The organism is Paucibacter sp. XJ19-41 (assembly GCF_028462495.1).
Taxonomy (GTDB): domain Bacteria; phylum Pseudomonadota; class Gammaproteobacteria; order Burkholderiales; family Burkholderiaceae_C; genus Roseateles_E.
Genome location: NZ_JAQOWX010000031.1, coordinates 21304 through 47837, shown reverse-complemented (window position 1 = coordinate 47837; position 26534 = coordinate 21304). Strand labels below are relative to the sequence as shown.

The window sequence follows — 26534 nt, the reverse complement described above, 5'->3', positions numbered from 1 at the left end:
CGGCCGGCGTGGGCGCCGCCGCATTGCCCTCGGTCGCTGCCGCAGGCTTGGCCGCCGGCCCGGCGGGTGCGGCCGATGCAGGCCCGGCGCCCAGTTCCGCCCCGCGCGTGCGCAGATTCGCCTCGGTGCCGGACAGGAACTCGCCGATCACCAGGTCCGGCCGGAAGGCGGAGCGGATGATGCGCGGGGTGATGGACAGCACGATCTCCGACTTCTGGTAGTCGTTGTTGGTGTTGCCGAACAGCGTGCCGCCCAGGCCCGGTGTGTTCACCAGGCCCGGCAGGCCGGTGAGGGTGCGCCTGTCCTCATCGTTGATCAGGCCGGCCAGCACCTGGTTCTCGCCGTCGCGCAGGCGCAGCACGGTGTTGGCATTGCGGGTGCCGATCTCGTAGGCGATGGAGCCGCCCTTGGTCTGCACCTGGCGCAGGATGTTGCTGACCTCCAGCCCCACCTTGATGGCCACCTCGCCGTCGGGGGAAACGGTGGGCTCCACCTCCAGCTTCAGGCCTACCTCCACATACTGCACGGTCTCGGCCACGAAGCCGGTGGAGGTGGAGGTGGAGGTGATGTTGGGCACGCGCTGGCCGACCTGGATCTTGGCCTTCTCTCGGTTGCGCGAGCGGATGCGGGGATTGGCCAGCACATTCACATCGGAGTTGGTCTGGGTGGCCTGCAGACCCACGTTGACGCCGGTCACGGAGGTGGTGGAACCGCGCAGATGGCGCAGATCGCTGAGCGAGAGCTGCGCGCCGCTGGCCGCCGTCATCGGCGCCAGCGCCACCTGCGACGGGTATTGCACCCCCATCTGGATCAGGCGCGAGCGCTTCACCTCCAGGATTTCCACGTCCAGCATCACCTCGGCCTCGGGCTGGTCATGCAGGGCCACCACCTTCTCGGCCAGCTCGATGGCCTCGGGCGAGTCGCGCATCACGATCATGTTCTGCTTCTCATCCACCACCAGATCCTTGGCCTTGAGCAGGGTCTTGAGGCTGTTGGCCACCGTCTTGGTGTCGGAGGAGGAGAGCACAAAGGCTTTGACCGTGAGCTGCTGGTACTCGCGCACCTTGGCCGGCGTGTTGGGGAAGATCAGCACCGAATTGGCGTCCAGCACGCGCTGCTCCAGCTGATTGGTCAGCAGCGCCAGCGCGAGCGCGTCGGCGATCGTGCTGTGGCGCAGGAACAGGGTGGTGCGCTGATCGCCGCGCACATCCTTGTCCAGCACGAAGTTCAAGCCGGAAGAGCGCGACAGCACCTCGAACACCTGCTTGAGCTGGGCGTCACGGAACTCCAGCGAGATCGGGCGGCGAAAGGCTTCGGCCAGCTTGGCGTCGGCCGTGGTCTTGGGTTTGTTCTTCTGCTCCAGCAGCTGTGCCTGCAGGGCCAGCGCCTGGGCATGTTGCGGCCGGTCGATGAGTACGCTGCGCAGGCCGGCAAGGGCCAGGGTGGTGCTGCCCTGGGCGGCATCGGCGCGGGCGCGTGCCATCGATTCGGCGACGCGCTGCTCGCGCTCCACCTCCACCAGGCCTTCGCGGGCGCGGCTATTGTCCGGGTCTAGGTTCAGAGCGCGCTGGTAGAGGGCCCGTGCCTCGTTGCCGCGCTGCACATCGGGGCGCAGCTTTTCGGCCTGGTCCAGCCACTGCTGCACCGACTTGTCGCGCGCCGTCAGGTAGGCGATGCGGTAGCGCGCATTGGTGGGTTCATCCCGCAGCGCCTGCTGGTACTGGCTGAGCGCGTCTTCCATGCGATTCGCCTTGAGCAGGTCCTCGGCGCTGCGGAAGTTCTTTTCTGCAGCGCAGCCGGCCAGCACCAGCAGCGCGGCCAGCAGGCCCAGCGAGGGCGCCAGCAATCTCTGTTTCAGGGTCCTAGTCATGGAAGCCTGCCCCGATCTGCAGCGTCTGTTGTTCATTGAGTGGCACATAGACCAAGGTCATTTGCGTGGCCGTGATGGCCCGCACCAGATAGTCGTCCGACAGCCGCTGGCCCACAGTGGCAATAAAGTTCTGCTCGCCCTTGGCCAGATAGACCTCCCACTGGCCGCGCTCGAATTTCTTGCCGATCACCGTGAAGGGCAGGGCGGGTGCGACCGGCTTGGGCGGCTCGACCGGCGGGAGTTGCGTCTGCGGGGGCTGGGGCACCGGCGCTACGGTGGCCGGGAATACATCGGCGCCGGGGCGCTGGTAGTCGTCGCGTGGCCGTAAGGTCTGGATCTCGGACGGGCTGGTACCGGTGCTGGTCGGGCTCTGCGCGGGCTGCGCCGAACTTGGCGGCGCCGGCCGCTCCACCGCGCCGCTGATGGCCAGGGCGGGCGGCGAGGCCCGCAGCCGGTCCCAGGCCACCGCCACAGCGCTGGCAGCGAGCAGGCCGAACAGCAGAAACTTGCGAGTGCTCGGGCTCATGGCGTGGCGGGCAGGCGCTGCAGCAGCACCAGATGGGCGGTGGTCTCGACCAGGGGGCTGCTGCCCTGCTCGCGCTTCATGTCCAGCTTGAGTAGGGCCAGGCTGGGGTAGTCCGCCATCAGGCCGAAGACAAAATGCCGCACCGCCGGATAGGGCCCGGTCATGGGCAGGGTGATGGCCACGCGCCGGAAGCGACCGTTCAGGTCGATCTCATGCTTGTAGTCCACTTTATTGAATTGCAGGCCCGCGATGGAGCCCTGGGACCAGAGCTGGCGCATCAATAAAGCCAGGTCCTCGTCGCTGGCCAGGCTGGCCTCGAAGGCGGCGAGCTGTTCGGCGCTGCTCACCGTGCGCGGCGGCGCCGAAGCGAGGGGCGCCTTGGCCGCCTCCTCCAGCCGCTGGCGCTCCTGCGACAGGCCGCGCTCGACCAGCGGCAGCAGCAACAGCCACTGCAGCAGCACCAGCAGTCCCAGCAGGGTCAGCCCCAGGGTCCAGCGGTCCAGCCGGCCTAGCAGCAGTTGCAGGCGCAGCGGCCAGTTGTTGAGCGCGCGGGCCTGGCTCATGGCATCACGCTCCAGCGCAGCTCGAAACTGGCCTGGCTGCGTAAGCCGGCCGGCGTCATCACCAGTTCCTGGCGCAGTGGCGCGGCTTGTTCGAAGGGCGCCGTGCGGGCTAGCGTCTGCATGAAGGACACCAGCGCATCCATGCCCTCGGACTGGGCGGTGATCAGCACCAGCCTGTCCTTGGGGCGGGGCTCCAGATGGGTGAGCACGATCTCGGCGCCGCGCACCGATTCGATGGTGCCGAGCAGGGTGGGCCAGGGCATGTTGAGCGTGTCGATGGCCTCGTTCACCGCCGCCACCCGCTCCTTGGCCGGTAGCGGGCTGCTGGGCGCTGGTTTCTGCTCGGCGCGCAGGCGCTGCTGGCCGTGCAGGCGCTGGGCCTTCTCGGCCTTGGCTCGCTGCAGCTCCGCATAACGCAGGCCGCCCCAGGCCAGCAGGCCCAGGGCCAGCAGCAGCAGGGGCACAAACCAGACCGGCAGGCGCGCGCCGGGGCCGAAGTCCAGGCGGCTGAAGCTCATGCGCTAACCTCCTGGGCGCCCCAGAGCGCTCCACCGCTGGCCGCATGGATGGGATGGGCGGATGGCGTGCCGTCCGGCAGTAGGCCATGGCCGGCCAGCCAGACGCGGGCGCCAGGGTCGGCCTCGGCAATGAAGGCGCTTTCGCGAGCCAGCGCCGCCCGTACGCTCAGGCCGGGCGTGACGCGGATGCTGCGCGCCAGGTGGCAGTTGCCGTCACGCACATAGCCGATGGCGCCGGATTCACCGTCGCTGGCGATCAGCCAATGCGCACCCTTGCGGGTATGGCTGCGCCATTGCTCGGCCCAGGCCAACCAGTGCGGCCGTACCGAGCGCAGCCGCCAGCCGCTGCTGCGGCTGAAGCGCTTCAGCTCGTCCAGCAATTGCTGGTCGGCGCCCACCACGAAGTCCAGGTCGCCCAGGGGCGCGGTGGCCTGGCGCAGCGTCCAGCGGTCCGCGCCGAAGACGGCCTGGAAACGCCCGCGCAGCACCGCCGACAGCTCGCTGGCATTGCGCACGCCCTGCGGCCGGGGCAGCACCAGGTAGCGGCAGTAGGCGTCGGAGATCAGCACATCCATGGCATCGCCGCGCCACCATCGGCCACGCCGTGCCTGCAAGGCCTGTTGCGCCTGTGCCAGGTCCGGCCAGGCGCCCAGGCGAATGCGGCTGCGCTGGTCATACACCAGCACTTGGCTGGGTTGTAGGTAGAGGCCTAGGGACTGGCCCAGGCGTGGCGGGGTCTTGATCATGTGGCTAACCCTGCAGCGTCACGCGCAGCACTTCTTCCAGGGTGGTGTGGCCGCGCCGGGCCAGGTCCAGCGCCGCATCGCGCAGCAGCCGGGTGCCACCGCGCTTGGCCTCGGCCTTGATGTTGAGCACCGAGGCTTTGTTCACGATCAGCTCGCGCAGCCGGTCATTCAGCACCAGGATCTCGGCGATGGCCTTGCGACCGCGATAGCCGGTGCCGCGGCAGTCGCCGCAGCCCCGGCCGGTGCGCAGCGTGGCGCCGGACAGGAACTCCGCATCTAGACTCAGCAGCTCGATCTCCTCCGGGCTCGCCGGGTGTGGCTCGGCGCAGTTGTTGCACACGGTGCGCACCAGGCGCTGGGCCCAGATGCCGTTGAGCGCGGCGGTGAGCGCATGCGGATCGATGCCCATGTGGGTGAAGCGCGAGAACACATCGAACACGCTGTTGGCATGCACTGTAGAAAGCACCAGATGGCCGGTGAGGGCGGACTGCACCGCGATCTCGGCGGTCTCGGCATCGCGGATTTCTCCCACCATGATGCGGTCCGGATCGTGGCGCAGGATGGAGCGCAGGCCGCGCGCGAAGCTCAAGCCTTTTTTCTCGTTCACCGGGATCTGCAGCACGCCGGGTAGCTCGTATTCCACCGGGTCTTCGATGGTCACGACCTTGTCGTGGCCGGTCAGGGTCTCGGAGATAGCGGCATACAGGGTGGTGGTCTTGCCGCTGCCGGTAGGGCCGGTTACCAGCAGCATGCCGTAGGGCTCGGCGGCGAGCCGGCGCACCAGCTTGAGCGAGGGCGCGTCAAAGCCCAGCAGGTCCAGCGTGAGCTTGGCGCCCGAGGGCACCAGCTGGCGCTTGTCCAGGATGCGCAGCACCGCGTCCTCGCCATGGATGCTGGGCATCACCGAGACCCGCAGGTCGGTGGTGCGCCCCCCCACCGAGACGCGAAAGCGCCCATCCTGCGGCACGCGGCGCTCGGCGATGTCCAGCTCGGCCAGCACCTTGATGCGGGAGATGGCCTGCTCGGCGGCCTCCGGGCTGGCCACCGAGGTGGCAAGATTGAGCACGCCATCGATGCGGTACTTGACCTCGATACCGCCGGGGGTGGATTCGAAGTGGATGTCGCTGGCACCGGACTTGAGGCCGTCGTAGAGCGTGGAGTTGACCAGACGCACCACCGGGCTGGCGTCCTCCGCAATGCCCACCAGCGAGATCTCCTCGCCGCGTTGCTCGCCCTGGGCCTCGCCACCAGCCTGGGCAGGCGCGCTGTCCATCGCCTTGGCGGCCAGTTCGGCGCGGCCCAGCAGGGCCTTGAGGTCGCCATCGGTGCACAGGGCCAGGGCTACCGAGGCCGGCAGGTGATGCTCCAGCCAATTCAGCAAGTCCTGGTCGAAGGGATCGGCCAGCACCACATAGAGCTGCTCCTGCCAGCGCAGGCCCATGCAGGCGCGCTGCAGCGCGCGCGACAGGCTGATGTGGCTGAAGTCCGGCGTGGCGGCGATCAGGTCGCCGGTTTCCAGAAAGGGATAGTGCAGGCCACGCGCCAGCGCGCGTGCGGCCTCGCGTACATCGCCGCCCAAGGTCTCGGCCCAGGCGTCCAGCAGGCGGCTGCCGGCGCGCCGGGCCTGGGCGCGAGCGCCCTCCAGCAGTCGGGCGAAGTCCTGGCCCTGTTGGTGGTCTGGGCCGGGCAGGGTGGAGGTCGGCGCATTCATCGGAAGCTGCCCGCCAGGTCAAAGATGGGCATGTAGAGCAGGATCACGATGCCGCCGATGACGATGCCGATGGCGGCCATCAGGATGGGCTCGAACAGGCGCGAGAAGCGATCTACCCAGCGGCCCAGCTCGTTGTCGTGATAGCGGCCGGCACGTATGAACAGGTCGCCGATGCGGCCGGTGCCCTCGCCTGCGCGCAGCAGCCGCAGCGACACCGCAGTGGTGAGCTGATGCCGCTCCAGCGAGTCGCCGATGGCACCGCCGCGCTTGAGCGCATCGATGGTGGCGTCCAGCAGCGCCCGATGCTTGCCTCCCACCACGCCCTGAGCCAAGCCCAGCGCCTGCACCAGCGGCATGCCGCCGTTAAGCAGGGTGCCCACGGTGAGATAAAGGCGCGAGAGCCGGAACAGATGGATGCGCCGCTCCACACCGGGGAGGAGGGCCGCCGCGCGCTCCAGCGTGCCGCGTCGGTGCGCGCGCAGGGCCAGCAGCGCGATCAGCGCCAGCAGCATCAATGCGCCGATCACCAGCGGCTGCGCATTGCGCGAGGCAAAGGCGCCCCAGTCCAGCAGCAGCGAGGACAGCAGCGGCAGCTCGCGCCCGCCGCCGCGATAGACGCTGGCAAAACGTGGCACCACAAAGCTGAGCAGGAACACCACCACGCCGCCGCCCACCACCAGCAGGATGCTGGGATAGATGAGCGCGCTGACAATCTTGTTGCGCAGCGCGTCCAGCCGACCGCTGTATTCCATGTAGCGCTGCAGCGCGCCATGCAGATCGCTGGTGCGCTCGGCCGCGCGTATCAAGCCCACGAACAGGGCCGGAAAGCGCTGCGGCATGTGCTCCAGCGCCGCCGAGAAGGTCAGACCTTGGCGCAGCGAGCGCACCAAGTCCTGATAGACCTTGGCGACGTCATTGTGGCCACTGTGGCCTTGCTGATGCGCCAGGGTGTCGACAGCCTCCACCACCGACAGGCCGGCATCCAGCAGCTCTGCCAGCTCCTGCGCGAACAGGCTCAGGTCAAAGCGCTGCGGCTGCCGCCATGCGGTCTCGGCGCCGCGCACGGACAGCACTTCGAGGCGGCGCTCCAGGCCCAGTTGGCGCGCCTCGTCGGCACTCTGCGCCTCGACGGACAGCGTATCCACGACGCCCTCCCGCAGCACCCGCAGCTCATAGTTCATGGCAGCGCGCCGCCGCGTCAGTTGCTCAGGTCGGCGTCTTCGTCGGCGCCGCCGGGACGCCCGTCGCGACCATACGAGGTGATTTCGTAATCGCGATTGCCGTTGGTGCCGGGCCGCTTATAGACATAGGCCTGGCCCCAGGGATCCAGCGGCACTTCCTTTTGCAGGTAGGGGCCATTCCATTTGGGGCTGTCGGTCGGGCGCACCACCAGCGCCTGAAGACCCTGCGCCGGGTCGGGGAACCGCCCGGTATCGAGCCGGAAAGACTCGATGGCACGTGAAAAGGCCTCGATTTGGGCCCGCGCCGTGGTCACTTCCGACTTGCTCACATTGCCAAACAGACGGGGCCCGACAAAGGCCGCCAGCAGCCCGATGATCGCCACCACCACCAGCAATTCCAGCAGAGTGAATCCCCTCAAATGCCTGCGTTTCCAATCTTGTTTTGACATGGGCCTGCCATCAAATTTCGGCGTAGTGTAGCGGCGAGGGCTTGCATCCCGATGTGTGGAAACTACCCCCTTTGTGGGGGGCTCCAGACTTGGATGACTTGCCTAGAATCCGGCCGCAATAGCAAAAAGTAATAGGCAGGGAGTGGACATGGCAAAGATAAATTTGCTGGCTCTGTGGCTGCGCAATGCAGGTCTGACCGCAGGGCTGGTGGCAGGTNTAGGCAGGGAGTGGACATGGCAAAGATAAATTTGCTGGCTCTGTGGCTGCGCAATGCAGGTCTGACCGCAGGGCTGGTGGCAGGTCTGGCGCTGTTGGCGGTAGGCCCTGCCCAGGCGCAGCAGGGCCCGAAAACATCACCCCAAAAGACACTGTCTGCGGCGGCTTCCGCTCCCCAGGCTCAGCCGCAGGCGGCCGCCTCGGCGCCAGCGGCGGCATCCACCCGGCTGGAAGACTATGTGGTGCTGGCCCAGTCCCCCTCCGAAGGCGTGGTCGTGCTGCGCGGACCGGACCAGCGCCTGGTGACGCTGCGGGTGGGCACGGTGCTGACGCCGGCGCGCGCCCGGCTGGTCCAGATCCAGGGCGGCAAGCTCAAATTCGATACCGTGGATGGCAAGGGCGCGCGACAGACCGCCTGGATGACGCCAGCCGCCTCGCCCGACAAGCCTAGCGAAGTGCAACGCATCAGCTTTGAAGGCCCGCCGCCGCGCACTGCTGCGGCCCTGGTGCCGCTGAACGTGCCGCCGCCCTCAAACAGCAAGAGCTCCAAGTAACCGGCCTGCGCCAAGGGGATCCTATGGTCAAGGCCTGCGTGTCTGCTGCAGTGGGTGAGGTGCGTCGCTGGACGGCTCGTTTGCTGATGGGTCTGGGTGTCTTGGCCGCCGGTCTGGCGCTGGCCGATGCGCCATCGCCCACGCAATTCCCCAACACCGGCGCCTTCAGCGCCAAGCTCAAGCAGACTCGCAACAACGTCGCCGTGGTCGAGTTGACCGGCGATTACTCGCGCGACCTGCCGGCCGGCGGCGTGAACGTCGAGCCGCGCACCGTCATCGCCAAGGAGTTCTACCGCAGTTTCGCGGACAAGTACGACTTCATCGTTGCCTTCTCCAGCTTCGAGTTCAACACCGGCGATGCCAAGGCCTTTTACCTGGGCGTGAGAAATGACACCAAGGGCCTGGGCGAGCGCCTGTTCGACAACAGCGCCTATTTCGGCAGCAAGGGCGTGCTGCAGGGCTATGTGGATATGGCGGCGCTGAGCCGCTACAACCTGGACCCCAGCGACCCGCGCTTCGAGGAAGCGATGCGGGTGCTGTCGCACGAGATCATGCACCGCTGGGCGGCGCACATTCGCTACATCGACGGCAGCGGCCAGGCCAGCAGCGCGATGCTGGGGCGCGACGGCTCGCACTGGTCCTTCCTGCTGGACACTGGCGGCTCGGTGCAATACGGCAACCGCTGGCAGGACAACGGCAACGGCAGCTTCACCTCCAAGGCGGACCGCCAGTTCTTCAGCCCGCTGGACCTCTACCTGATGGGCATGCTGAAGAAGGAAGAGGTGCCGCCTTTCTTCCTGATTCGCAGCCCCGGCGTGGATGCGACCCGGTTGGGTGAACCCGGCGTGACCATCCAGGGCCAGCGCGAGGACATCAGCATCGATCAGGTGATCGCGGCCAACGGGCCGCGTGAACCGAATGCCGACGCCAGCCAGAAGCAGTTCCGCATCGGCTTTGTGCTGCTGACCCGGCCCGGCGAGGCCGCCAGCGACCTGCAGATTCAGCAGGTCAATGCGGTGCGCCAGGCTTTCGAGACGCGCCTGATCGCCCTCACCGGTGGTCGGGCGATGGCGCATGTGTTCATCGAACCCAAGGGCACGGCGCGTGCCGACGAGCCCACGCTGCCCGGTCCCCCGCCGGGCGCGCCCGGTACCACGGCCAGCCTGGTCTCGGCATTGGACTGGCTGCGTGCGCGCCAGCAGGCGCAGGGCTCCTGGTTCGACAACCCGCTTACCCGCATGCGCGATACCGCGGTGGCGACCGCAGCGCTGGCTGACCTCGGCTCGGCCGACCAGCCCAATATCGATCGCGCGCTCGCCTGGCTGAGCGCGCAGACCGTTCACAACACCGACTATGTGGCGCGCCGCACCCTGGCGCTGGGCAGCCGTGCCGCCGAGGCCGACTGGGCGCGCCTGGCCAGCCTGCAGAACGCCGATGGTGGTTGGGGCGTGGCCGCCGGCTACCAGTCCACGCCGCTGGACACCGCACTGGCGGTGAGCGCCTTCGCGCTCGACCCCAACAGCGCGCGCCAGACCGCGCTGCGGGCCAAGGCCAAGACTTTCCTGCTGGGCAAGCAGAACGCCGATGGCGGCTGGTCGCATGCCGTCAACGGCTCCAGTCGCACCGCCACCACCACCCAGGTGATGCGCGCGCTGGCCAGCCTGGATGCCGCGCCGCAATTGCAAGCTGCAGCCCTGTTCCTGGCCGGTCGCCAGAACATCGACGGCGGCTTTGGCGACAGTCCCAGCACCACCCACGACACCGCCAATGTGATGCTGACCCTGGCCGCCGCCGGGCAGCTCAGTGCGGTGCGCTCGCTGGACGCCTTCAATTTCCTCAACGCCACTCAGCAGCCCGATGGCAGCTGGGACGGCAGCGTCTATGCCACCGGCCTGACGGCTCGCGCGCTGGGTGCCAGCCAGACCTACAACTGGGCGGTCACGACCCTGAACGCCACGCCCGACGCGGTGCGCGACGGCCAGCGCGTGGCGCTGACGGTGACGCTCAGCAACACCGGCACCGTGGCCGCACCGGCCAGCAACCTGCGCATCTATGACGGCGACCCCAGTGCCGGCGTGGTGGTGGCCGATCTGCCGGTGCCGCCGCTGGATCCTGGCCGCGCCGCCGTGCTGCGCGGCAGCTGGTCCACCACCGACAAGCAGGGCAACCACCTGCTCACCGCCGTGGCCGACCCCGCCGCCACCGGCACCGAGATGACGCGCAGCGACAACAGCGCCACCGCCCGCGTGGCCGTGGCCGCTGCGCCGGCCCAGGCCGATCTGTCCGTCGCTGCGGGCGATGTACAGGTCATGCCGGCCGTCATCAACCGTCTGCCCACCACGATCTCGGTGCTGGCCCAACTCAGCAACATCGGCCGCACCGACGCGGCCGGGGTCAAGGTGCGTCTGCTGTCCGGTCCCAGCGTCGATGCCATGACGGTGGTGGATGAAAAAATGGTCAATCTGCTGGGACGCAGCAGCGTGCCGGTCAGCACCTCCTTCCAGGTCACCAAGCCGGGCCGGCAATTGCTGGCTGTGGTGCTGGACCCGGACGGCGCGGTGGCGGACATCGACCGCAGCAACAACCGCGCCGATCTGGTGATCGACACCGTCAGCTCCTACGACCCCGCCGTCGCCGCCAGCGACCTGGTGGTGCCGGCCCAGCCGGTGACGCAGGGCTCGGACATCCAGCTCAAGGCCACGCTGCACAACTACGGCACCGCCGATGCGCCGCCGTTCCAGGCGGTGTTCACCGTCAGTGACGGCACCACGGTGCGCGAGATCGATCGCCAGTCGGTGCAACTGCAGGCCGGCGCATCGCGCACGCTGTCGCTGCCCTGGCGTGTGGACCTGACCGGCGCCCTGACCTTCAAGGTGGTGCTGGACCCGGCCGCCACGGTGGTGGATCTGGATCGCAGCAACAACGAGGCAAGCTCAAGCTTCACCGCCACCGCGCCGCCCAGCGGCCCGAACCTGGCGGTCAACTTCCGCGACTTCAGCATTTCGCCGGACCCGGCCAGCGAAGGTCGTCCGCTCACGCTCAAGGCGCTGGTGCGCAACACCGGCTCGTTGCCGGCCAACCTGGTCGAAATCGGCTTCTATGAAGGCGATCCGGCCAGCGGCGGCGTGCTGCTGGCGCCGCTGCAGACCCTGCCCATCTTGGCCGCCGGTGCCTCGGTGGAAGTGACGACGCAGGTGCCCAACATCAGTGGCACGGCGCAGCGCCTGTATTTCGTGGCGCTGGATCCGGCCAACAAGATCACCGAGGCCAACAAGGAAGACAACAAGGCTTTCCGCGATGTGCTGGTGAACGCCATGGCCGACCTGGCCGTCTCCAGCGGCAGCATCGTGCTAACCCCGGTGATGCCGCGCCCTGGCGATGCGCTGAGCATCGCAGTCGAGGTGCAGAACCTGGGCCAGCAGGCCGCCAATGCGGTGCTGGTGCGCCTGCTGGACGGCGCCACGGTGCTGGGCGAGCAGACTCTGGCCACGGTCGCGCCGCAGGCCAAGAGCACGGCGCGCTTCAGCCTCAACCTGCCGGCGCAGTCGGCCGCGCGTTCGCTCACTGTCCTTGTCGATCCCGACAACGCGGTGCAGGAAACGAACAAGGGCAACAATAGCGCCACCCGCCTGCTGGCCGTGCAGGAGGGCAATGCCTATGTGACCGAGCCCTTCTTCTCGCCCAATGGCGACGGAGTGAAGGACACGGTGGGCTTTGCCTTCCGCGTTGACAGCCCGGCCGTCACCCGCGTGGTGGTGGTCGATGGCAATCAGCAGGTGCAGCGCAGCTTTGGCAATCTGGGTCAGGGTCCGGTGTCCGAGGGCAGCATCAACTGGGACGGCCGTGATGACGACCAGCGCCTGGTCAAGGATGGTGCCTACCGCGTCCGCGCCTTGGGCGTCGATGGCACGGTGCTGGCCGAGTCCGGCACCGTGCTGGACACCAACCGCACACCCATCCTGCGCGCTTCCGGCACGCCCGCTGAGTACTACCGCAACCTCAGTTGCCGCATGCCCAGCTTGGAGGAGTGGACCGCCACGCAGGATGAACAGTCGCTGTTCGCCTATTCTGGGGCGCAGAACCAGCAGGGCATCTACCGCATCGCCCTGCAGGGCGGCGAGATCAGTACCGTGGTGCCTGCCGCCTTCGTGATGGCCGGCGGCAACAGCCTGAACGGGCTGAGCGCCTCGGCGCGCGGCGAGCGCGTCGCGTTCCGGCGCTGGAACAACAACATCGGCGACGAAATCTGGCTGGTCAACGGCGACGGCACCGGCCTGCGTCAGCTCACCGGCAGCGCGATCGAAAACGCCAGTGGCTATATGTTCAGCCACAACCTGGTGATGGCGCATGACGGCAGCGCGCTGATCGCCAAGCTGCAGATGAAGCAGGACAACCGCGAGGTGATCCGCCGCCATCCGCTCACACCGGTGGGTGCGCCGCCGGTGATGCTGTACGACCCCCGGGACAACGACAACCGCTCGGTACAGGAGTTTTTTGTCGCGCCGAACCGCCGCCGCGCCCTGCTGACTACCTACAACAACGGTCACCACTTGGTGCTGCTGGACCTGGAGACCGGTGTCAGGACGCAGGCTCCGGCCGATCTTTACCGGGGTGGCAACTGGTGGACTGCGCGTGTCAGTTGGTCGCCCGATTCCCGCCATGTGGTGGTCTATGGCCAGCTTCATGACATGGGCGTGGAGTCCGGCAACCACACCGACTACGCCTTCGATGTATTCGATGTCGACTTCAAGCTGGTCAAGCGCTTCCGCACCAATGCCGGCCCCATGGACAGGGACTGTGACTGCTCCGGCGGCCAGGTGTCGTCGGTGGAATGGTCCAGCGACGGGCTGGAGATTCTGTTCGCCCATGAGGCCTCGCAATACGGTGGTGAACCCGCTCAACGCAGCGTCGCCCGCGTGGCCGGCGTACGAGCCGCCGGCGTGAGCGAAAACGGTACCGTGCGCAGCTTCTATCGCGCCAACATCGCCCAGGGCACGCTGACCCAGCTGGAGGTCGATCCCGAGCTGTGGCGCGGCAGCATTCCGGTGTGGTGGGCGCCGAACGACAGGCTCGCCGCCTTTGGCGCGAGCTCCTGGGGCTCGGAGCAGTACCATGCTCTGAAGGTCGACAGCAGCGAGACCTTCACGCTGTTCCCCACGTGGCGCGACGCGCGCAGCAATCCCAACACCGCCGAGAGGTCGCTGGCCAGTTTCGCGCCCAGCGGCCGGCGGCTGTTCTTCAGTTCCTACCGCGATTCCAGCAACATCCAGAGTGCCTGCTACAGCCCCGCCGGCTCCATGCAGCTGTATGCCTACGAGTCGCTGCAGAACCTGGTGGCCGACCTGCAGGCGCTGCGCGATCCGCGCGTCGGTGGCCTGCTGCTGAGCGGCACCGCAGCCGACATCAACTTCGCCAGCTACCAGCTGGAGTACGCCAACACCCGCACCCCCAATGACTGGCGTCCGGTCACCGTGCCGGGCAATGAGCAAAAGTTCGGCGCGCGCCTGAGCAACTGGATCCCGCCCAGCTATGGCAGCTTCTTCGTGCGCCTGAGTGTGAGCGACCGCGCCGGCAACAGCGCCGTCTCGCAGCGCCGCATCAACTGGAGCGACGCGCCCGCCATCACCGACGTCATCAAGGATCTGGACTACTTCTCGCCCAATGGCGACGGCGTCAAAGACAGCGTCAAGATCAGCTACCGCGTGATGGAGCCGGTGCACCTGGCCTTCGAGGTCACGAATGCCGAGGGCAAACGGGTGCGCCTGCTGGAGCGCGACCACGCCACCATCGGCGGCAGCTTCGTGTTCGAGTGGAACGGCCTGGACGATGCCGGCCAGGGCGTGCCGGACGGCAAGTACACCATCCGCGTGCTGGACTATGAATTCCCGGTCGAGCTCGATACCGTGCTGCCGGAGCTGTCGCTGCAGAACAGCGACCATGCCTTCGACTTCCGCTTGCCGTTCAACAACTTCCGCGGTCTGCTGAGCTTTGACCCCGCCGCCACCCTGGGTGCGGTGCCGGCGCTGGACTTCGAGGTGCTCAGCGGCGACGTCAACGTCACCATGCGCGACGGCCTGGGCCGGCTCTGGCGCAGCTACAACATGGGCACCGGCTCGCAGCGCCTGGAATGGGACGGCCAGGACGAGGCCGGCCGCGATCTGCCGGCGGGCGCCTATGAGGTCAGCTTCGAGCGCGGCGAAGCTCGCCTGGTGCGCTTCGTGGCCGAGCTGAGTCGCGGGCCCTCGGGCGTGAGCGTGGTGTTCCGACCCTATCGCCAGCCGGTGCAGCCGACGCCGCTGCAGCCCGGCTTCTCCGTTGCCTCCAGCGACCGCCTGCTGGACCTGGACAGCGTGCAGCTGGAGCATGGCTTTGGTGATCCGCCCGCGCAGTGGCAGTACCTGTTCAAGGAGCGCGCGGTGCAGTCGCTGCCGCAGGGCGTGCGCCTGAATGTGGGCACCTTCGGCGAGGACAGCGAGGGTCGCCTGACGGTAGCCAATCTGAGCGGCAGCACCAGCTGGCTGCAGTATTCCGGCTCGCGGGTGCGCGCCACCGCCATCGATAGGGCCGGCAATGCCGCCAGCCAGGTGAGCGACTACCACCCGGTGCGCGAGCTGGTGCTGATGGGCGCGGGCGCCGAATACTGGCCGCCGGAGAACCCGGCCAAGAACGTGCCCGTCGGCATGACGGTGGGCACTAATTTCACCGGCAGCGCCGTGCCCGTCACGCCAGTGTTGATCGACCCGCTGCCTCTGGCCTATCAGCTGGGCGCGGTGAGTCTGGCCTTCATGGACAACCTGCTGCAGCGCTCGCCCCGGGCGGAGCTGCGCTATGCCTTCCTGCGCAAGCCGGTGGCCGCACCGGGCGAGCCCGAGCCGGAGCCGCGCCCCATGCCCGCGCCCACCGAGCAGGACATGCGCCTGCTGCAGTGGAACGCCGTGCCGCTGCGCGGCCTGCTGCCCAGCGAGCGCAGCCTGGGGGTGAGTAATCTGAGCGACAGCGCCCAGCAACTGGCGCTGCGCTGGCAGCTGCCGCACCTGGACGCCGGTGTCTGGCTGCTGCAGATGGTGCAGCGCGACCAGGATGGTGCCGAGCTGCGCTCCAACCTCTACTGGGTGGCCCAGCCGGCGAGCCCGGGCTCCTCGACGCCCGCGCCCAAGGGGCTGAGCTGGAAGGCCTATCACGAGCCGGCGCTGAGCTGCGATGCGCCGGTGACCGAGATCGCCCATGTGCAGTACGCGATCCCGGCCTTCAGCGGCGAGTTCCCGACCAAGGTGGGCGGCGTGCGCCTGTACCGCCTGCGCCCCAGCGGCGAGCGCGAGCTGATCGCCGATGTGGCGGCCGACAACTTCGGCCGCGGCATCGACTTCCAGCCGCAGTTCTCTACCGCCGATTGGCCGGTGGGCCGGCATGACTTCGAGATCGATCTCAAGCTGGACGGCGGCTGGACCAGCTCCGCCAAGCCCTATATCTATGTGAATCACAGCGCGCCCAAGGTGCGTATCGGCGCGCCGCTGGACGGCCAGAAGATGTGCGCCACCCAGATCAAGGTGCCAGGCGTGGGCACCATCGGCTATGTGCCGATGTCGGTGCAGGTCGATGAGCCCTATGCGGCTCACCAGGATCTGCAGCGCCTGCTGCCCAACGGCTCCTGGCTGCATCGCGGCCCGGTGGGCGAGCGCGATGACGAGTTGGGTGCGGCCTCCACCAAGAGCAGCGGCAAATACAAGGTCTGCGGACTGCCCGGCGGCTGCGACGACAGCGGCCCGCTGGTCTGGCCGTCCAAGCCCGGCAAGTTCGTGCGTCCGACCAGCGGCCGGCTCTATGGCCTGGGCCAGGGCAGCAAGGACGACTACGAACTTGATCCGCTGGACGGCCAGGTGAGCGCGCGCCTGCGCGCCTACGGCCCCAGCGGCCACCTGGTCTGCACCCCGGTGACGGTGGATGTGGATGGCCGCGTGGATGGCGGCGCCAATCTTGACCGTGACTTGTTCTCGCCCAATGGCGACGGCCGCCTGGACGAGGTGCTGCTCAGCATCACCGCGCTGGAAGCGCTGACCGTCAGGATCGAGGTGGTGCGTGCCAGTCGCACCCTTGATGGTCGCCTGGTCGCTGCGGAAGGCCCGGCGCTGGCCACGCTGGTGGACAATCAGCAACTGGACAACGGCAGTCGCGACTATCCCTGGGACGGCCGCGCCGGCCAGGTGGTGGCCGACGGCCAGTACGCGCTGCGCGTCGCGCTCACCGACGGCTGCGGCAACGAGAAGATCGTCCTGCTGGGCGTGGTGGTGGATAACACCCCGCCGGCCATAGCCATCGACACACCGCGCCCCAACGCGCAGCTGCCGCTGGAGCTGAACATCCAGGGCACCATCTCCGACGTGCATCCGCTGCGCTACGAGATCGCCATCGTGATGGACGCCAGCCCCGATGCGCCGATCCCACTGCCCCCGCTGGGCGGCATGAACCGTCCGCATGTGGACCTGGCCACGCTCAAGGCCCTGGGCCTGACCGGCGCGGCCCGCCTGGTGGTGCAGGCCTATGACATGGCCGGCAACATCAACAGGCTGGAAGTGCCGGTGCAACTGGCCGAGCCCTCGGAGCTGATCAGCAGCTTCAATGCCGCGCCCGATCCCTTCTCGCCCAATGGCGACGGCCGGCGCGACAAGGTTTCTCTGTTCTACACGCTCACGCGCCCGGCCCAGTTGACGCTGGAGCTGCAGCGCATGCCCGGCGGCCAGAAGATCAAGACGCTGCTGGACAAGGTCGCCGGCAAGCAGGGTGACAGCGTGCTGCTGTGGGACGGCCTGAACGCCCAGGGTCTGGTGGAGCCCGACGAGGACGTGGCTGCGGTGCTGACCGCCGAGGTCATCAATGATGGCAATGTCACCGCCCGTCAGGTGGCGCGCGCCGGCTTTGTGCTGGACAAGACGCCGCCGGTCATCACCTTCAGCCTGCCCGACCGCCCGGTCAGCACCGGCGGCGGTGGCGTGGTGGTGCGCGCGGCGGATCCGCTCTTCAGCGATGCCGCGCTGTCGTTGTCCATCAACGGCGGTGGCTTCCTGGCGCTGGCCGAGACGCAGGAGGTGACCGGTGTCATCACCGCGCCGCTGGACGATCTGCCGGAAGGCCCGATCAAGCTGCGCGTGAAGGCCAATGACCGTGCTGAGAACACCAGCACCACGACGCTGGACGTGATCCTGGACCGCACCCCACCCAAGGTCACCATCACGGCGCCCAAGCCCGAGGCCTTCATCAGCGGCCGCTTGCTCACGCCGCAGGTGATCGAGGGCAGCATCGAGGAACTGCACCTGTCGCGCTACACCCTGACGCTGGGCGATCAGCCGCTGGGCAGCGCCACCGCAATGCCGGTAGGCCCCGCGCTGTTGAGCTGGAACCCGCTGCAGCATGCCGACGGCCCTTATGCGCTCAAGCTCAAGGCCGAGGACCAGGCCGGCCTGACCGGCGAGACCGCCGTCGCCATCACCGTTGACAACACCCCGCCGGTGGCCGTGCTCAAGGGCGTGGTCACGGGCACCAACTGGCTGCGCGTGGGTGCCAAGATCCTGGGCAGCGCCACCGACACCAATCTGCAGAACTACCGCCTGGAACTGTCGCCCGGCGGCGCCGCCACCGGGCGCTGGAACGAGCTGGGCCGCGGCAGCACCGCGGTGGCCGACGGCGTGCTGCTGAACGCCAACGCGCTGCCCGCGGACGGCGTCTATGGCCTGCGCCTGACGGTGCTCGACAAGGCCGGCAATGAATCCAGCGCCCAGATGGATGTGACGGTGGATACCACGCCGCCGCAGACCGTCACGCTGAGCGCTGAGCTGAAAAACAGCCGCGACGCCGACATCAAGTGGGCCGCCGCCAACCAGAGCGATGTGGCCGGCTACATCCTGATGCGCAACGGCAGCCGTGTCGGCAGCACGCTCATCAGCGGTACCAGCTATGCCGACACCAACCTGGCCCCCGGCACCTATGCCTATGTGGTCAAGGCGGTTGACTTTGCCGGCAACGAAAGCGAACCCTCCAACGAGGGCAGGGTGGTGGTCAGCTCCTCCGAGCCGGTGGCCCAGATCTTTGTGCCGGTGCGCGACGGCTATGCCGCCGGCCTGGCCGATGTGCGGGGCACCGCATCCGCGCCGACCGACTTCAAGGAATACCGCCTGTTCGTCGGCAGCGGCGCCGTGCCCACCACCTGGCAGCTGCTGCGCCGCTCGCCGGTGCCCATCACCGCCGATCAGCTGGCGCAGTGGAACACCGTGGGCAGTACCACCGACGGCACGCTCTACACCCTCAAGCTGGAGGCCGAGAACATCTCCGGCACGGTGGCCACCGACCGGGTCACGGTCAAGGTCAAGAACACCCCGCCCAAGGTGCCGCTGCAACTGCACGGCACCCTCAATGTGAACAATATCGCACTGGGCTGGACCGCCAACACCGACACCGACCTGCAGGGCTATCTGCTCTACCGCGATCAGCGTCTGGCCAATGCCAGCGGCGTGGTCATCGGCAGCCTGGTGCCCTATCTGATCAAGCCCACGGCCTACAACGACCTGGGCGTTCCGGACGGCCTGCACCGCTACGTGGTGGTGGCCATGGACGCGGCCGGCAACCTGAGCGACCCCTCCAACGAGGTGGAGTTCAAGGTGGACACCCGGCCGCCGCACGTGCCGGTCACCAAGCCGGCGGACGGCAACAAGGTCAGCGGGATCGTCACCCTGGTGGGTGAGTCGCCCGACAGCGACATCGCGACGGTGCAGTTCCAGCTCAAGCCCAGCGCCTCCGGCAACTGGACCAATATCGGTGCGCCGCTGACCAATGCCAGCGGCCCCTGGACCATCAGCTGGAACACCGAGGGCCTGGCCTATGGCAGCTATCAGGTGCGCGCCGTGGCCACCGACGATGGCAACAAGACCGACCCGACGCCTGGCTTCATCACCGTGCTGGTGACGGACCTGCGCAAGCCCGAGCCGGCCACCGCGCTGACTGCCCGCGTGGCGGGCGGCGATGTGACGCTGAACTGGCAGGTCAGCGCCTCCAGCTTCGCGAGCGGCTACCACGTGGACCGCGTCAACGCCGATCAGTCGGTGACGCGCCTGACCGGCTCGCCCATCACCGAGACCACGCTGAAAGACCTGGGCCGGCCCGACGCTAGCTATGCCTATCGCGTGGTCGCGCTCAGCCATGGCGGTACTGAGTCCGACCCCAGCAACACCGCCTATGCGGTGGTGTTCACACCGGAGTTCGAGCAGCCGCTCACCCCCACCGCCGATGTCAATCTGGTGCTGCAGGGCCTGACCCGCAACCAGCACCAGGTGCTGCTGCAGACCCAGGCCGGCCAGCCGGTGGCGGAGGTGCGCTCGGATGACAACGGCATTTACCAGTTCGCCAGCCTGCCGCTGGCGCTGGGCGACAACCGCTTCCAGATCGTCGCCCGCGACGACGAGGGCAATACCAGCAAGACAGTGTTCTGGCATGCACGCCGCGGTGTGGCGCCGGCCGCACCCACCGGCCTGAACGCCCAGGTGACGGACCACAACGTCAACCTGAGCTGGGCCGCCAATGCCGAGGCCGACCTGCTGGGCTACCTGCCGCTGCTGGAAGGCCAGGCGCGCGGCGGCGATGCCGGGCCCGGCAGTGCCACCGCGTCCAGTTCCGACCCGTCAGGCAACAACTACCAGCCGTTCCGTGCCGTGGCTGCCGACGCCAACACCGGCTGGCGGCCCCACTATGCCGAGCGCCTGCGCGGCCAGTGGCTGGAAGTGCAGCTGGGTAGCCAGCGCCTGATGGACAGCGTCAAGCTGCGCTGGAGCGAGCTGGCCTACGACTACCGCGTCGAAGCCTATGACGGCGAGGTCTGGGTGCCGCTGGCCCGTTATCAGTCCACCGACAACCCCTACGAGGTGGAACTGAAGTTCGCGCGCCCCTACCGCAGCGACCGGCTGCGCGTGCGGATCCTGGATCAATGGGATCACGGCGTGCAGCTGAACGATGTCCAGGTCCATCTGCTGGAGGTGGGCAGCGCCCGCAGCACCGCCTTCAACAACCTGCCGGACGGCAAGCCCAAGCTGGGCGTGAAGGCGGTCTCCACCCTGGGTCTGATCAGCCCGCTGGCCGAGATCACGCCCAATGTGGGCGATGTGACCCCGCCGGACGCTCCGGTGCTGCAAGCCGTGGCCCAGGGCGCCGACGCGGCCCTGAGCTGGACCGGCCCGAACGCGGCCGATATCGGCGGCTTCCGCATCGAACGCGACGGCGTGCTGATCGCCACCCTGCCGGATGGCAGCCTGCGCACGTATCTGGACCCTGGCCTGCCCAACGGCAGCTACCGCTATGTGGTGACCGCGGTGGATGCGGTGGGCAATATCGGCCTGCCGTCCAATAGCGCCAGCGTGACCATAGACCTGCAAGGCCCGAGCGCGCCCATCGTGGCCAGCGCCAAGGTCGCGCCAGCCGGTGGCGCGGTACTGCTGGACTGGACCGTGGGCGCCGGCCCGCAGCCAGCCCAGTTCCAGCTGCAGCGCAGCCTCAGCGCCGGTGGCCCCTATGACGTGCGGATCTCCAACCTGGACGGCGCGCAGCGCAGCTATGTGGATGAGACGGTGCAGAACGGCCAGCGCTACTTCTATGTGGTGCTCGGCCAGGACGCTCAGGGTCGTCCGGGCGCCAGCTCCAACGAGGTGAGCGCCAAGCCCGAGGACCGTGTCGCCCCTGGCCTGCCTTACTTCGTGCTGCCGGGCCGCAGTCCGGGTCCGGTGCTGACGCGCGACGCCCAGACCGACCTGATCGGTTATGCCGACCCCGGCAGCCAGGTGATGATCACTCTGGGCGAGCAGCGCCTGGGCGCCACCCAGGCCAGCAGCGACGATCAGAGCCGGTATTTCGATGGCAACCGCTATGTGTTCGACGTCACGCCGGACGGGCGCCTGATCTACTTCCGCAACAACGAGTCAGACCTGTTCACCGCCTATGGTGATCCGGTCGCCAGCCGCGCGCTGCAAAGCCTGAACTCCGTCTCCCGGCTGCGCCTGGCGCCGGACGGTGGCTCGGCGGCGGTGATCTATTACGACAGCTACCAGGGCCGCGACCAGCTGGGCCGGTGGGACCGCGAGCAGGACCGTGTCAGCACCATCCCCGTGGCGGTGAACGAGCAGAGCCCCCTGGCCTTCTCACCGGACGGCAAGACTCTGGCGCTGGGCGCTGTTGACGGCAATGGCATTGCTGGCCTGGTACTGATCGACTGGACCAGCGGCGCTCAGCGCCGGCTGGAGATGCAGGCCGATCACCTGGCCTGGTCGCCGGATGGCAAGACCCTGGCGCTGGCCAGCACCAGCGGCCTGGCGCTGCTGGATCTGGCTCAGGGCCAGGCGCAGCCCACGGCCCCTGTGGGCGCGGCTTACAGCAGCGCCTGGCTGCCGGACGGCAGCGGCCTGCTGGTGGAGCATGCGGGCGAACAGAATCAGCACGCCATCTCGCGTCTGGATCTGCCTTCGCAGGCGCTGCAGCGCCTGGCCGGCGACGCCGGCAACAGCTACAAGCAGCCGGTGCTCGCGCCGGACGCCAGCGGCTATCTGGCGCTGCGCAATGGCTATGAGCTGATGCTGCGCGGATTCGACGGCAGCGAGCGCATGCTAGACAACGCCACGGACAACTACGGCGCGCCGGTCTGGACCCAGGCCCGCACCATTGGTTATCTGCGTGGCTGGGGCCAGTTCATGCTGCATGTGCCGGCTGGCCAGTTCCAGATGCGCGGAGTGGCGCTGACGCCGGGCGCCAACCTGTTCGGCGCCTATGCGCTGGACGAGGCGGGCAATACCAGCGCGCCGGCCCTGCCGCTGGAAGTGCGCCGCCTGGCCGACACGCTGCCCGACTGGGCGGTGGGCGAGGACAGCTGGCAGGTCTTCCCGGCCACGCCGCAGGTGGGCGATAACGTCACCGTGGCGCTGACGGTCAAGAACCTGGGCGCCGCCGCCCCCGAGACCACCGTCAGCGTGGTGCTGGTGGATGCGGCCGGCCAGATCAGCCGCCTCTACAACGGCCCGCTGGCGGCGCTGGCGCGCGATGGCCAGCAGACCCTGCGTGCCAGCTGGAAAGCGACCCAGCCGGGCCGCTACCTGCTGATGGCGGTGGTGGATCCGCGGGACCTGAGCCAGGAACAGAGCAAGGACAACAACCAGACCGCCCGCGAGCTGCTGTTGGTAAGCGAGGCCGGGCGGCCCGAGCTGCAGGTGCGCACCGACAAGGCGCGCTACCAGGGCGGCGAGACCGTCAAGGCCGAGGTCAGCGCCGTCTATGCCGGTGCGCGCTTCGACGGCCAGCTGCTGGTGCGCCTGGTGGATACCGGCGGCTATGAGCTGAGCCGCTTCGAGACTCGCTCGGTGCAGAACCTGCGCTTCGGCACGCCGCAGACCTTCAGCTTCAGCTGGCCCTCGGGCGCCACCCTGGCGGGTGACTACCGTGTGCTGGCTGAGCTGTCGGACACCAGCGGCGCCGCCGTGGCCACCGCCCATGGCGACTTCATCCTGGCCGCCGGCGTGCTGCTGGAGGCCAAGGTGGCCACCGACCAGGCCGAGTATCTGCAGGGCGATGCGGTCAAGGCGCAGGGCAGCCTGCGCTATGTGAGCGGCAACCTGCCGGCGCTGGACAGCCCGGTGCTGCTGTCGCTGGTCTCCGCCAGTGGCGATGTGCTGGCCACCCGCGCGCTGGATCTCAAGGGCCTGCTGCCCGGTGCCGAAGTGCGCCTGGACCTGAGCTGGCTGACCAGCCAGACCGGCGACTTCAACGCGGTGCTGCGCGCCGGCCCCGAGGACGCGCCCACGGCCACGGCCCAGAGCGCCTTCCGTGTCGGCCCCCCGAACGCGCCGCTGGTGCAGGGCCGCCTGCAGCTCGCCGGTGAGGTGTTCAACACCGACGAGGCGATTGCCGCGCAGTTCAGCGTCAGCAACCGCGGCGCGCTGCTGGATCCGCTGCCACTGCGGGTGTCGGCCTTCGACGCTGCCGCCGGCCGGGTGCTGGCGGACTGGACCACCCAGCTGCCCGGCGTGGGCGCCACGCCGGTGCCCTCGGGCACGGTGCTGAACGGTCCCTGGCCGCTGGGCAGCTTCGAGCTGCGCCTGGAAGTCCAGGTGGGTGGCAACTGGTTGCTGCTGGACAAGGCGCGGGTGCGTGCTGCCGAGCGGGTCGCACCGGGCATCGCCTTCGTGCTGCCGGTGGCCAACACGGTGATGCGCTCCGACGCCGATGTGATGACCCTGGTCGCGACGCGCCAGAACCCGGTCAGCAAGGTCGAGCTGCAGGCCGCCGACGGTGCCTGGACCTCGATGGTGGTGCGCGACGCGGTCAACGGCCGCTACGTCAGCAACACCCTGCCCACGGCCGACGGCCCGCTGCTGCTCAAGGCGCGCGCCACCGACAGCCAGGGCAATGTGTCCACGCTGGCGCTGCTGAATGTGGTGATCGACAACACCCCGCCGGCCATCACCATCACCGGTGTCGCCCAGGGCCAGCGCTACAGCGGCAGCGCGCTGCCGGTGATCACCATCACCGACGCCCATCTGCTCAGCAGCGAAGTCCTGTTGGACGGTCAACCCTATGTCAGCGGCACGCCCGTGACCACGGCGGGCAGCCATTCCTTAAGCGTCAAGGCGGCGGACCGCGCCGGCAACGAGAGCCAGCAGGCGCTGAGCTTCATTGTTGATGCACAGCAGAGCTTGAGCGGCAGCCTGGGTGTGAGCCCGGCGCTTGCGCCCATTGGCGAGACGGTGGCCCTGGATGCGCGCCTCAGCAACGGCAGCAGCACCGCGCTGTCCGGCGTGCAGCTGACGCTGGTGCTGCGCGATCGGGCCTCGGGTCAGGTGCTGCAGAGCTTCAGCGAGGTGGCCAATCTGCCGGCCTCGGGCAGCTACCAGCATGCCTGGACCTGGGTCGCCGCCGGTACGGTGGGCGCCTATGTGGATGCGCAGCTCAGCGCCACGGTGAACGGGGTCACCACCCCGATCGCCAGCGGCAGCCTGCAGCTGGCCGCGCCCAATGCCCGCGTGGAACTGCAGACGCAGCTGGCGCCGCCCAACCGGCTGCTGGTCTATGTGAAGTGCAACCGCCTGGAGGACGACACCTGGGACAACTGCGCCACCGCGATGCGCAGCTACAGCGATCCGGCCACCGTGGCTTCCTGCAGTGCCGACCGTGCCACCTGGCTGGGCCAGTACCTGAACGTCCGTGGCGTCAACCACACCCTGGTGACGGACGAGGCCAGCTTCCTGCGCGAACTGCGCAGCGGACGCTACGGCCGCTACTGGCTGGGCGGCGGCGCCTTGGTGCTGGGCAGCATGGCCACGGCCGAGTTGCAGGCGGCCGTGCGCCGCGGCGACGCGCTGCTCACCGAGGGCTGGATGCCGGGCCACACCCTGGGGCTGGAGGGGCTCTCCAGCATCGGCTTCCTGGGCAAGTGGTCCTCGCAGCAGGCCAACGTCAGCACCAGCGGTCCGGTGCTGCCGGTCCTCACCCTGACGGCCAGCAAGCCGGTGCGCCTGAGCACCGTCAACGGCACCCGCCTGGCGGTGATGAATAACGGCAACGGCATCGTCTCGGCCAGCTACGGCCTGGGCCGCACCATGGCCTTCGCCTTCGATCTGTCGGGCACGCTGCGCGGCGCGGCCGACAACACCCTGCTGAGCTGGAACGGGGTGGTACAGGGCGCGCTGGAATGGCTGGCCCCGGCGGCGCGTACCGAGGTGGCCGCAGGCGGCGTGATCGAGCTGCGGGCCAGCCTGGCCAACACCGGCGGTCAGGCTCTGCTGCTGGACTACATCGCCAAGCTGCCGGCGCAAGGCCAGGCGCTGCAAACCACGCCCGAGGCCACCGCCATCACGCAGGAGGGCGGCCTGCCCACGCTGCGCTGGCGTGCCAACCCGGCCGCAGGCGAGAACCTGAAGTTCGGCACCACGCTGCGCGCGCCGCTGGTCGCCGCCGACTATGTGCTGCCGCACCAGGTCAACCAGGTGAACGCGGACGGCAGCAGCACCCTGGTGCTGAGCCAGCCGCAGAACCTGCGCGTGAACAGCGCCACCGGCCTGCTCAACAGCGCCTACGACCAGCTCCAGGCGTTGACCCTGACCGGCGCCGAGGCAGCCGCCAAGGCCGGCACCCTGGGCTGGCTGGCCCAGGCCAAGCTGGCGGTGGCGGATGCGCGTTGGGACGACGCGCTGCGTCAGCTGATCGCCGCGCAGGCCAGCCTGCAGGGCGTGGCCGGCAGCGCTGCCGAAGAGACCAAGCTCGCGCTGGCGCGGGCCATCGAAGCCGTGGAGCGCCGTCTATGAAACCGCAAGGCCCGACAACCTATCGGCCGACCCGCCTGCTCTCGGCAGCGCTCGCGCTCGCCGGGCTGGTCGCCATGCCGGCCCAGGCGCTGGAGATCAACCTGGGCAATGCCGCACCTTATGCCGCCCTGGTGTTCGAGGACCTGAGCGGCCTGCTCAAATCCGAGGGCAGGGTGGCGGTGGGCGGCAATCTGACGCTGGGCAGCGCCACGCTGGGGGCGGGCACGCCCAATCTGGCTGGCACGCCGACCCTGGTGGTGCGCGGCAACATCGTGTCCTTCACCGGCGGCGCGCTGTGGTCGGGCAGCAACCCGGGTTACGGGCTCTATGCGGGCACCAAGTCGGCCAACACCGCTGCGGCGCTAGATCTGCGCCAGGCCAGCATCCTGCCGCTGGACATCGAGGCCGAGCGGGTGCAGCTGAGCGTGCTGTCCGAGCAGCTGCGCGACCTGCCCAGCACCGGCACGACCAGCCTGGGCCCCACCCAGCTGACGCTGACCGGCAGCAATGCCAGCACCGAGGTGTTTGCGCTGACGGCCGAGCAGTTGGCCGGCAATCAGCGCGTGGTGCTGGCCAATGTGGCGCCCGATGCCCACATCGTGGTCAATCTGCGGGCCAATGCGCAGCGCCGCATCAGCGTCGGGCTAGACACCCTGGCGCTGGCCGGCTGGAAGGGGCGGGTGCTGTTCAACGCGCACGACGCCGAGACCGTGCAGTTCGCCGGCCAGACCCTGTGGGGCGGCCTGCTGGCCACCAATGCCTGCGTCTGCAACAGCACTGGCCGTCTGGAGGGCATCGTGGTGGCTCGCAAGTGGAGCGCCGCGATGGAGATTGCCTACACGCCGTTTGTCCCGAAACCCTGATCCTGGTCCGGGGCG

11 protein-coding genes are annotated in these 26534 nt (G+C 68.6%); 3 read left to right on the top strand and 8 right to left on the bottom strand.

Features of this window, described 5'->3' with window-relative positions:
- The 8 genes from PO768_RS10580 to gspG form a co-directional block, all read right to left on the bottom strand.
- Positions 1-1870: secretin N-terminal domain-containing protein (locus PO768_RS10580; RefSeq protein WP_272646041.1), on the bottom strand; the 1870-nt coding region annotated here is incomplete at its 3' end.
- Positions 1863-2396: a hypothetical protein gene (locus tag PO768_RS10575; RefSeq protein ID WP_262973455.1), complete on the bottom strand. Its 534-nt coding sequence runs from the start codon at positions 2394-2396 to the stop codon at positions 1863-1865. The genes PO768_RS10575 and PO768_RS10580, both read right to left, overlap by 8 nt.
- Positions 2393-2959, bottom strand: a complete 567-nt coding sequence (locus tag PO768_RS10570) for a hypothetical protein (protein ID WP_272646040.1) — start codon at positions 2957-2959, stop codon at positions 2393-2395. The genes PO768_RS10575 and PO768_RS10570 overlap by 4 nt, the downstream gene beginning before the upstream one ends.
- Positions 2956-3477: a hypothetical protein gene (locus PO768_RS10565; protein ID WP_272646039.1), complete on the bottom strand. Its 522-nt coding sequence runs from the start codon at positions 3475-3477 to the stop codon at positions 2956-2958. Before PO768_RS10565 ends, PO768_RS10570 begins: the two co-directional genes overlap by 4 nt.
- On the bottom strand, positions 3474-4223 hold the full coding sequence (locus PO768_RS10560) for a hypothetical protein (protein ID WP_272646038.1): 750 nt from the start codon (positions 4221-4223) through the stop codon (positions 3474-3476). The genes PO768_RS10565 and PO768_RS10560 overlap by 4 nt, the downstream gene beginning before the upstream one ends.
- A 4-nt stretch (positions 4224-4227) precedes the next feature.
- The gene (locus PO768_RS10555) at positions 4228-5934 is read right to left on the bottom strand and encodes a GspE/PulE family protein (protein ID WP_272646037.1); all 1707 of its coding nucleotides are present in this window, start codon (positions 5932-5934) and stop codon (positions 4228-4230) included.
- Positions 5931-7115, bottom strand: coding sequence for a type II secretion system F family protein (locus PO768_RS10550; protein WP_272646036.1), 1185 nt, complete (start codon positions 7113-7115; stop codon positions 5931-5933). Before PO768_RS10550 ends, PO768_RS10555 begins: the two co-directional genes overlap by 4 nt.
- A gap of 17 nt (positions 7116-7132) precedes the next feature.
- On the bottom strand, positions 7133-7564 hold the full coding sequence (gspG, locus tag PO768_RS10545) for a type II secretion system major pseudopilin GspG (RefSeq protein WP_262973449.1): 432 nt from the start codon (positions 7562-7564) through the stop codon (positions 7133-7135).
- A gap of 234 nt (positions 7565-7798) precedes the next feature.
- Here gspG and PO768_RS10540 point away from each other — a divergent pair, with 234 nt between their 5' ends.
- The 3 genes from PO768_RS10540 to PO768_RS10530 are packed head-to-tail and all read left to right on the top strand — an operon-like array spanning position 7799 to position 26519.
- Positions 7799-8335, top strand: a complete 537-nt coding sequence (locus tag PO768_RS10540) for a hypothetical protein (protein ID WP_272646035.1) — start codon at positions 7799-7801, stop codon at positions 8333-8335.
- A 23-nt stretch (positions 8336-8358) separates the two neighbouring features.
- Positions 8359-25656 carry a CARDB domain-containing protein gene (locus PO768_RS10535; RefSeq protein ID WP_272646034.1) on the top strand — a complete coding sequence of 5766 codons (17298 nt, stop codon included), beginning with the start codon at positions 8359-8361 and terminating at the stop codon, positions 25654-25656.
- Positions 25653-26519 (top strand): choice-of-anchor A family protein, encoded by an 867-nt coding sequence (locus tag PO768_RS10530; protein WP_272646033.1) that lies wholly within the window; start codon positions 25653-25655, stop codon positions 26517-26519. The genes PO768_RS10535 and PO768_RS10530 overlap by 4 nt, the downstream gene beginning before the upstream one ends.
- The last annotated feature ends 15 nt before the right edge of the window (positions 26520-26534 follow it).

What these genes read in the sequence shown, in the direction of transcription:
- PO768_RS10575 (WP_262973455.1), bottom strand. Translation starts at nt 2,396, where the DNA reads ATGAGCCCGAGCACTCGCAAGTTTCTGCTGTTCGGCCTGCTCGCTGCC.
- PO768_RS10570 (WP_272646040.1), bottom strand. Translation starts at nt 2,959, where the DNA reads ATGAGCCAGGCCCGCGCGCTCAACAACTGGCCGCTGCGCCTGCAACTG.
- PO768_RS10565 (WP_272646039.1), bottom strand. Translation starts at nt 3,477, where the DNA reads ATGAGCTTCAGCCGCCTGGACTTCGGCCCCGGCGCGCGCCTGCCGGTC.
- PO768_RS10560 (WP_272646038.1), bottom strand. Translation starts at nt 4,223, where the DNA reads ATGATCAAGACCCCGCCACGCCTGGGCCAGTCCCTAGGCCTCTACCTA.
- PO768_RS10555 (WP_272646037.1), bottom strand. Translation starts at nt 5,934, where the DNA reads ATGAATGCGCCGACCTCCACCCTGCCCGGCCCAGACCACCAACAGGGC.
- PO768_RS10550 (WP_272646036.1), bottom strand. Translation starts at nt 7,115, where the DNA reads ATGAACTATGAGCTGCGGGTGCTGCGGGAGGGCGTCGTGGATACGCTG.
- gspG (WP_262973449.1), bottom strand. Translation starts at nt 7,564, where the DNA reads ATGTCAAAACAAGATTGGAAACGCAGGCATTTGAGGGGATTCACTCTG.
- PO768_RS10540 (WP_272646035.1), top strand. Translation starts at nt 7,799, where the DNA reads ATGGCAAAGATAAATTTGCTGGCTCTGTGGCTGCGCAATGCAGGTCTG.
- PO768_RS10535 (WP_272646034.1), top strand. Translation starts at nt 8,359, where the DNA reads ATGGTCAAGGCCTGCGTGTCTGCTGCAGTGGGTGAGGTGCGTCGCTGG.
- PO768_RS10530 (WP_272646033.1), top strand. Translation starts at nt 25,653, where the DNA reads ATGAAACCGCAAGGCCCGACAACCTATCGGCCGACCCGCCTGCTCTCG.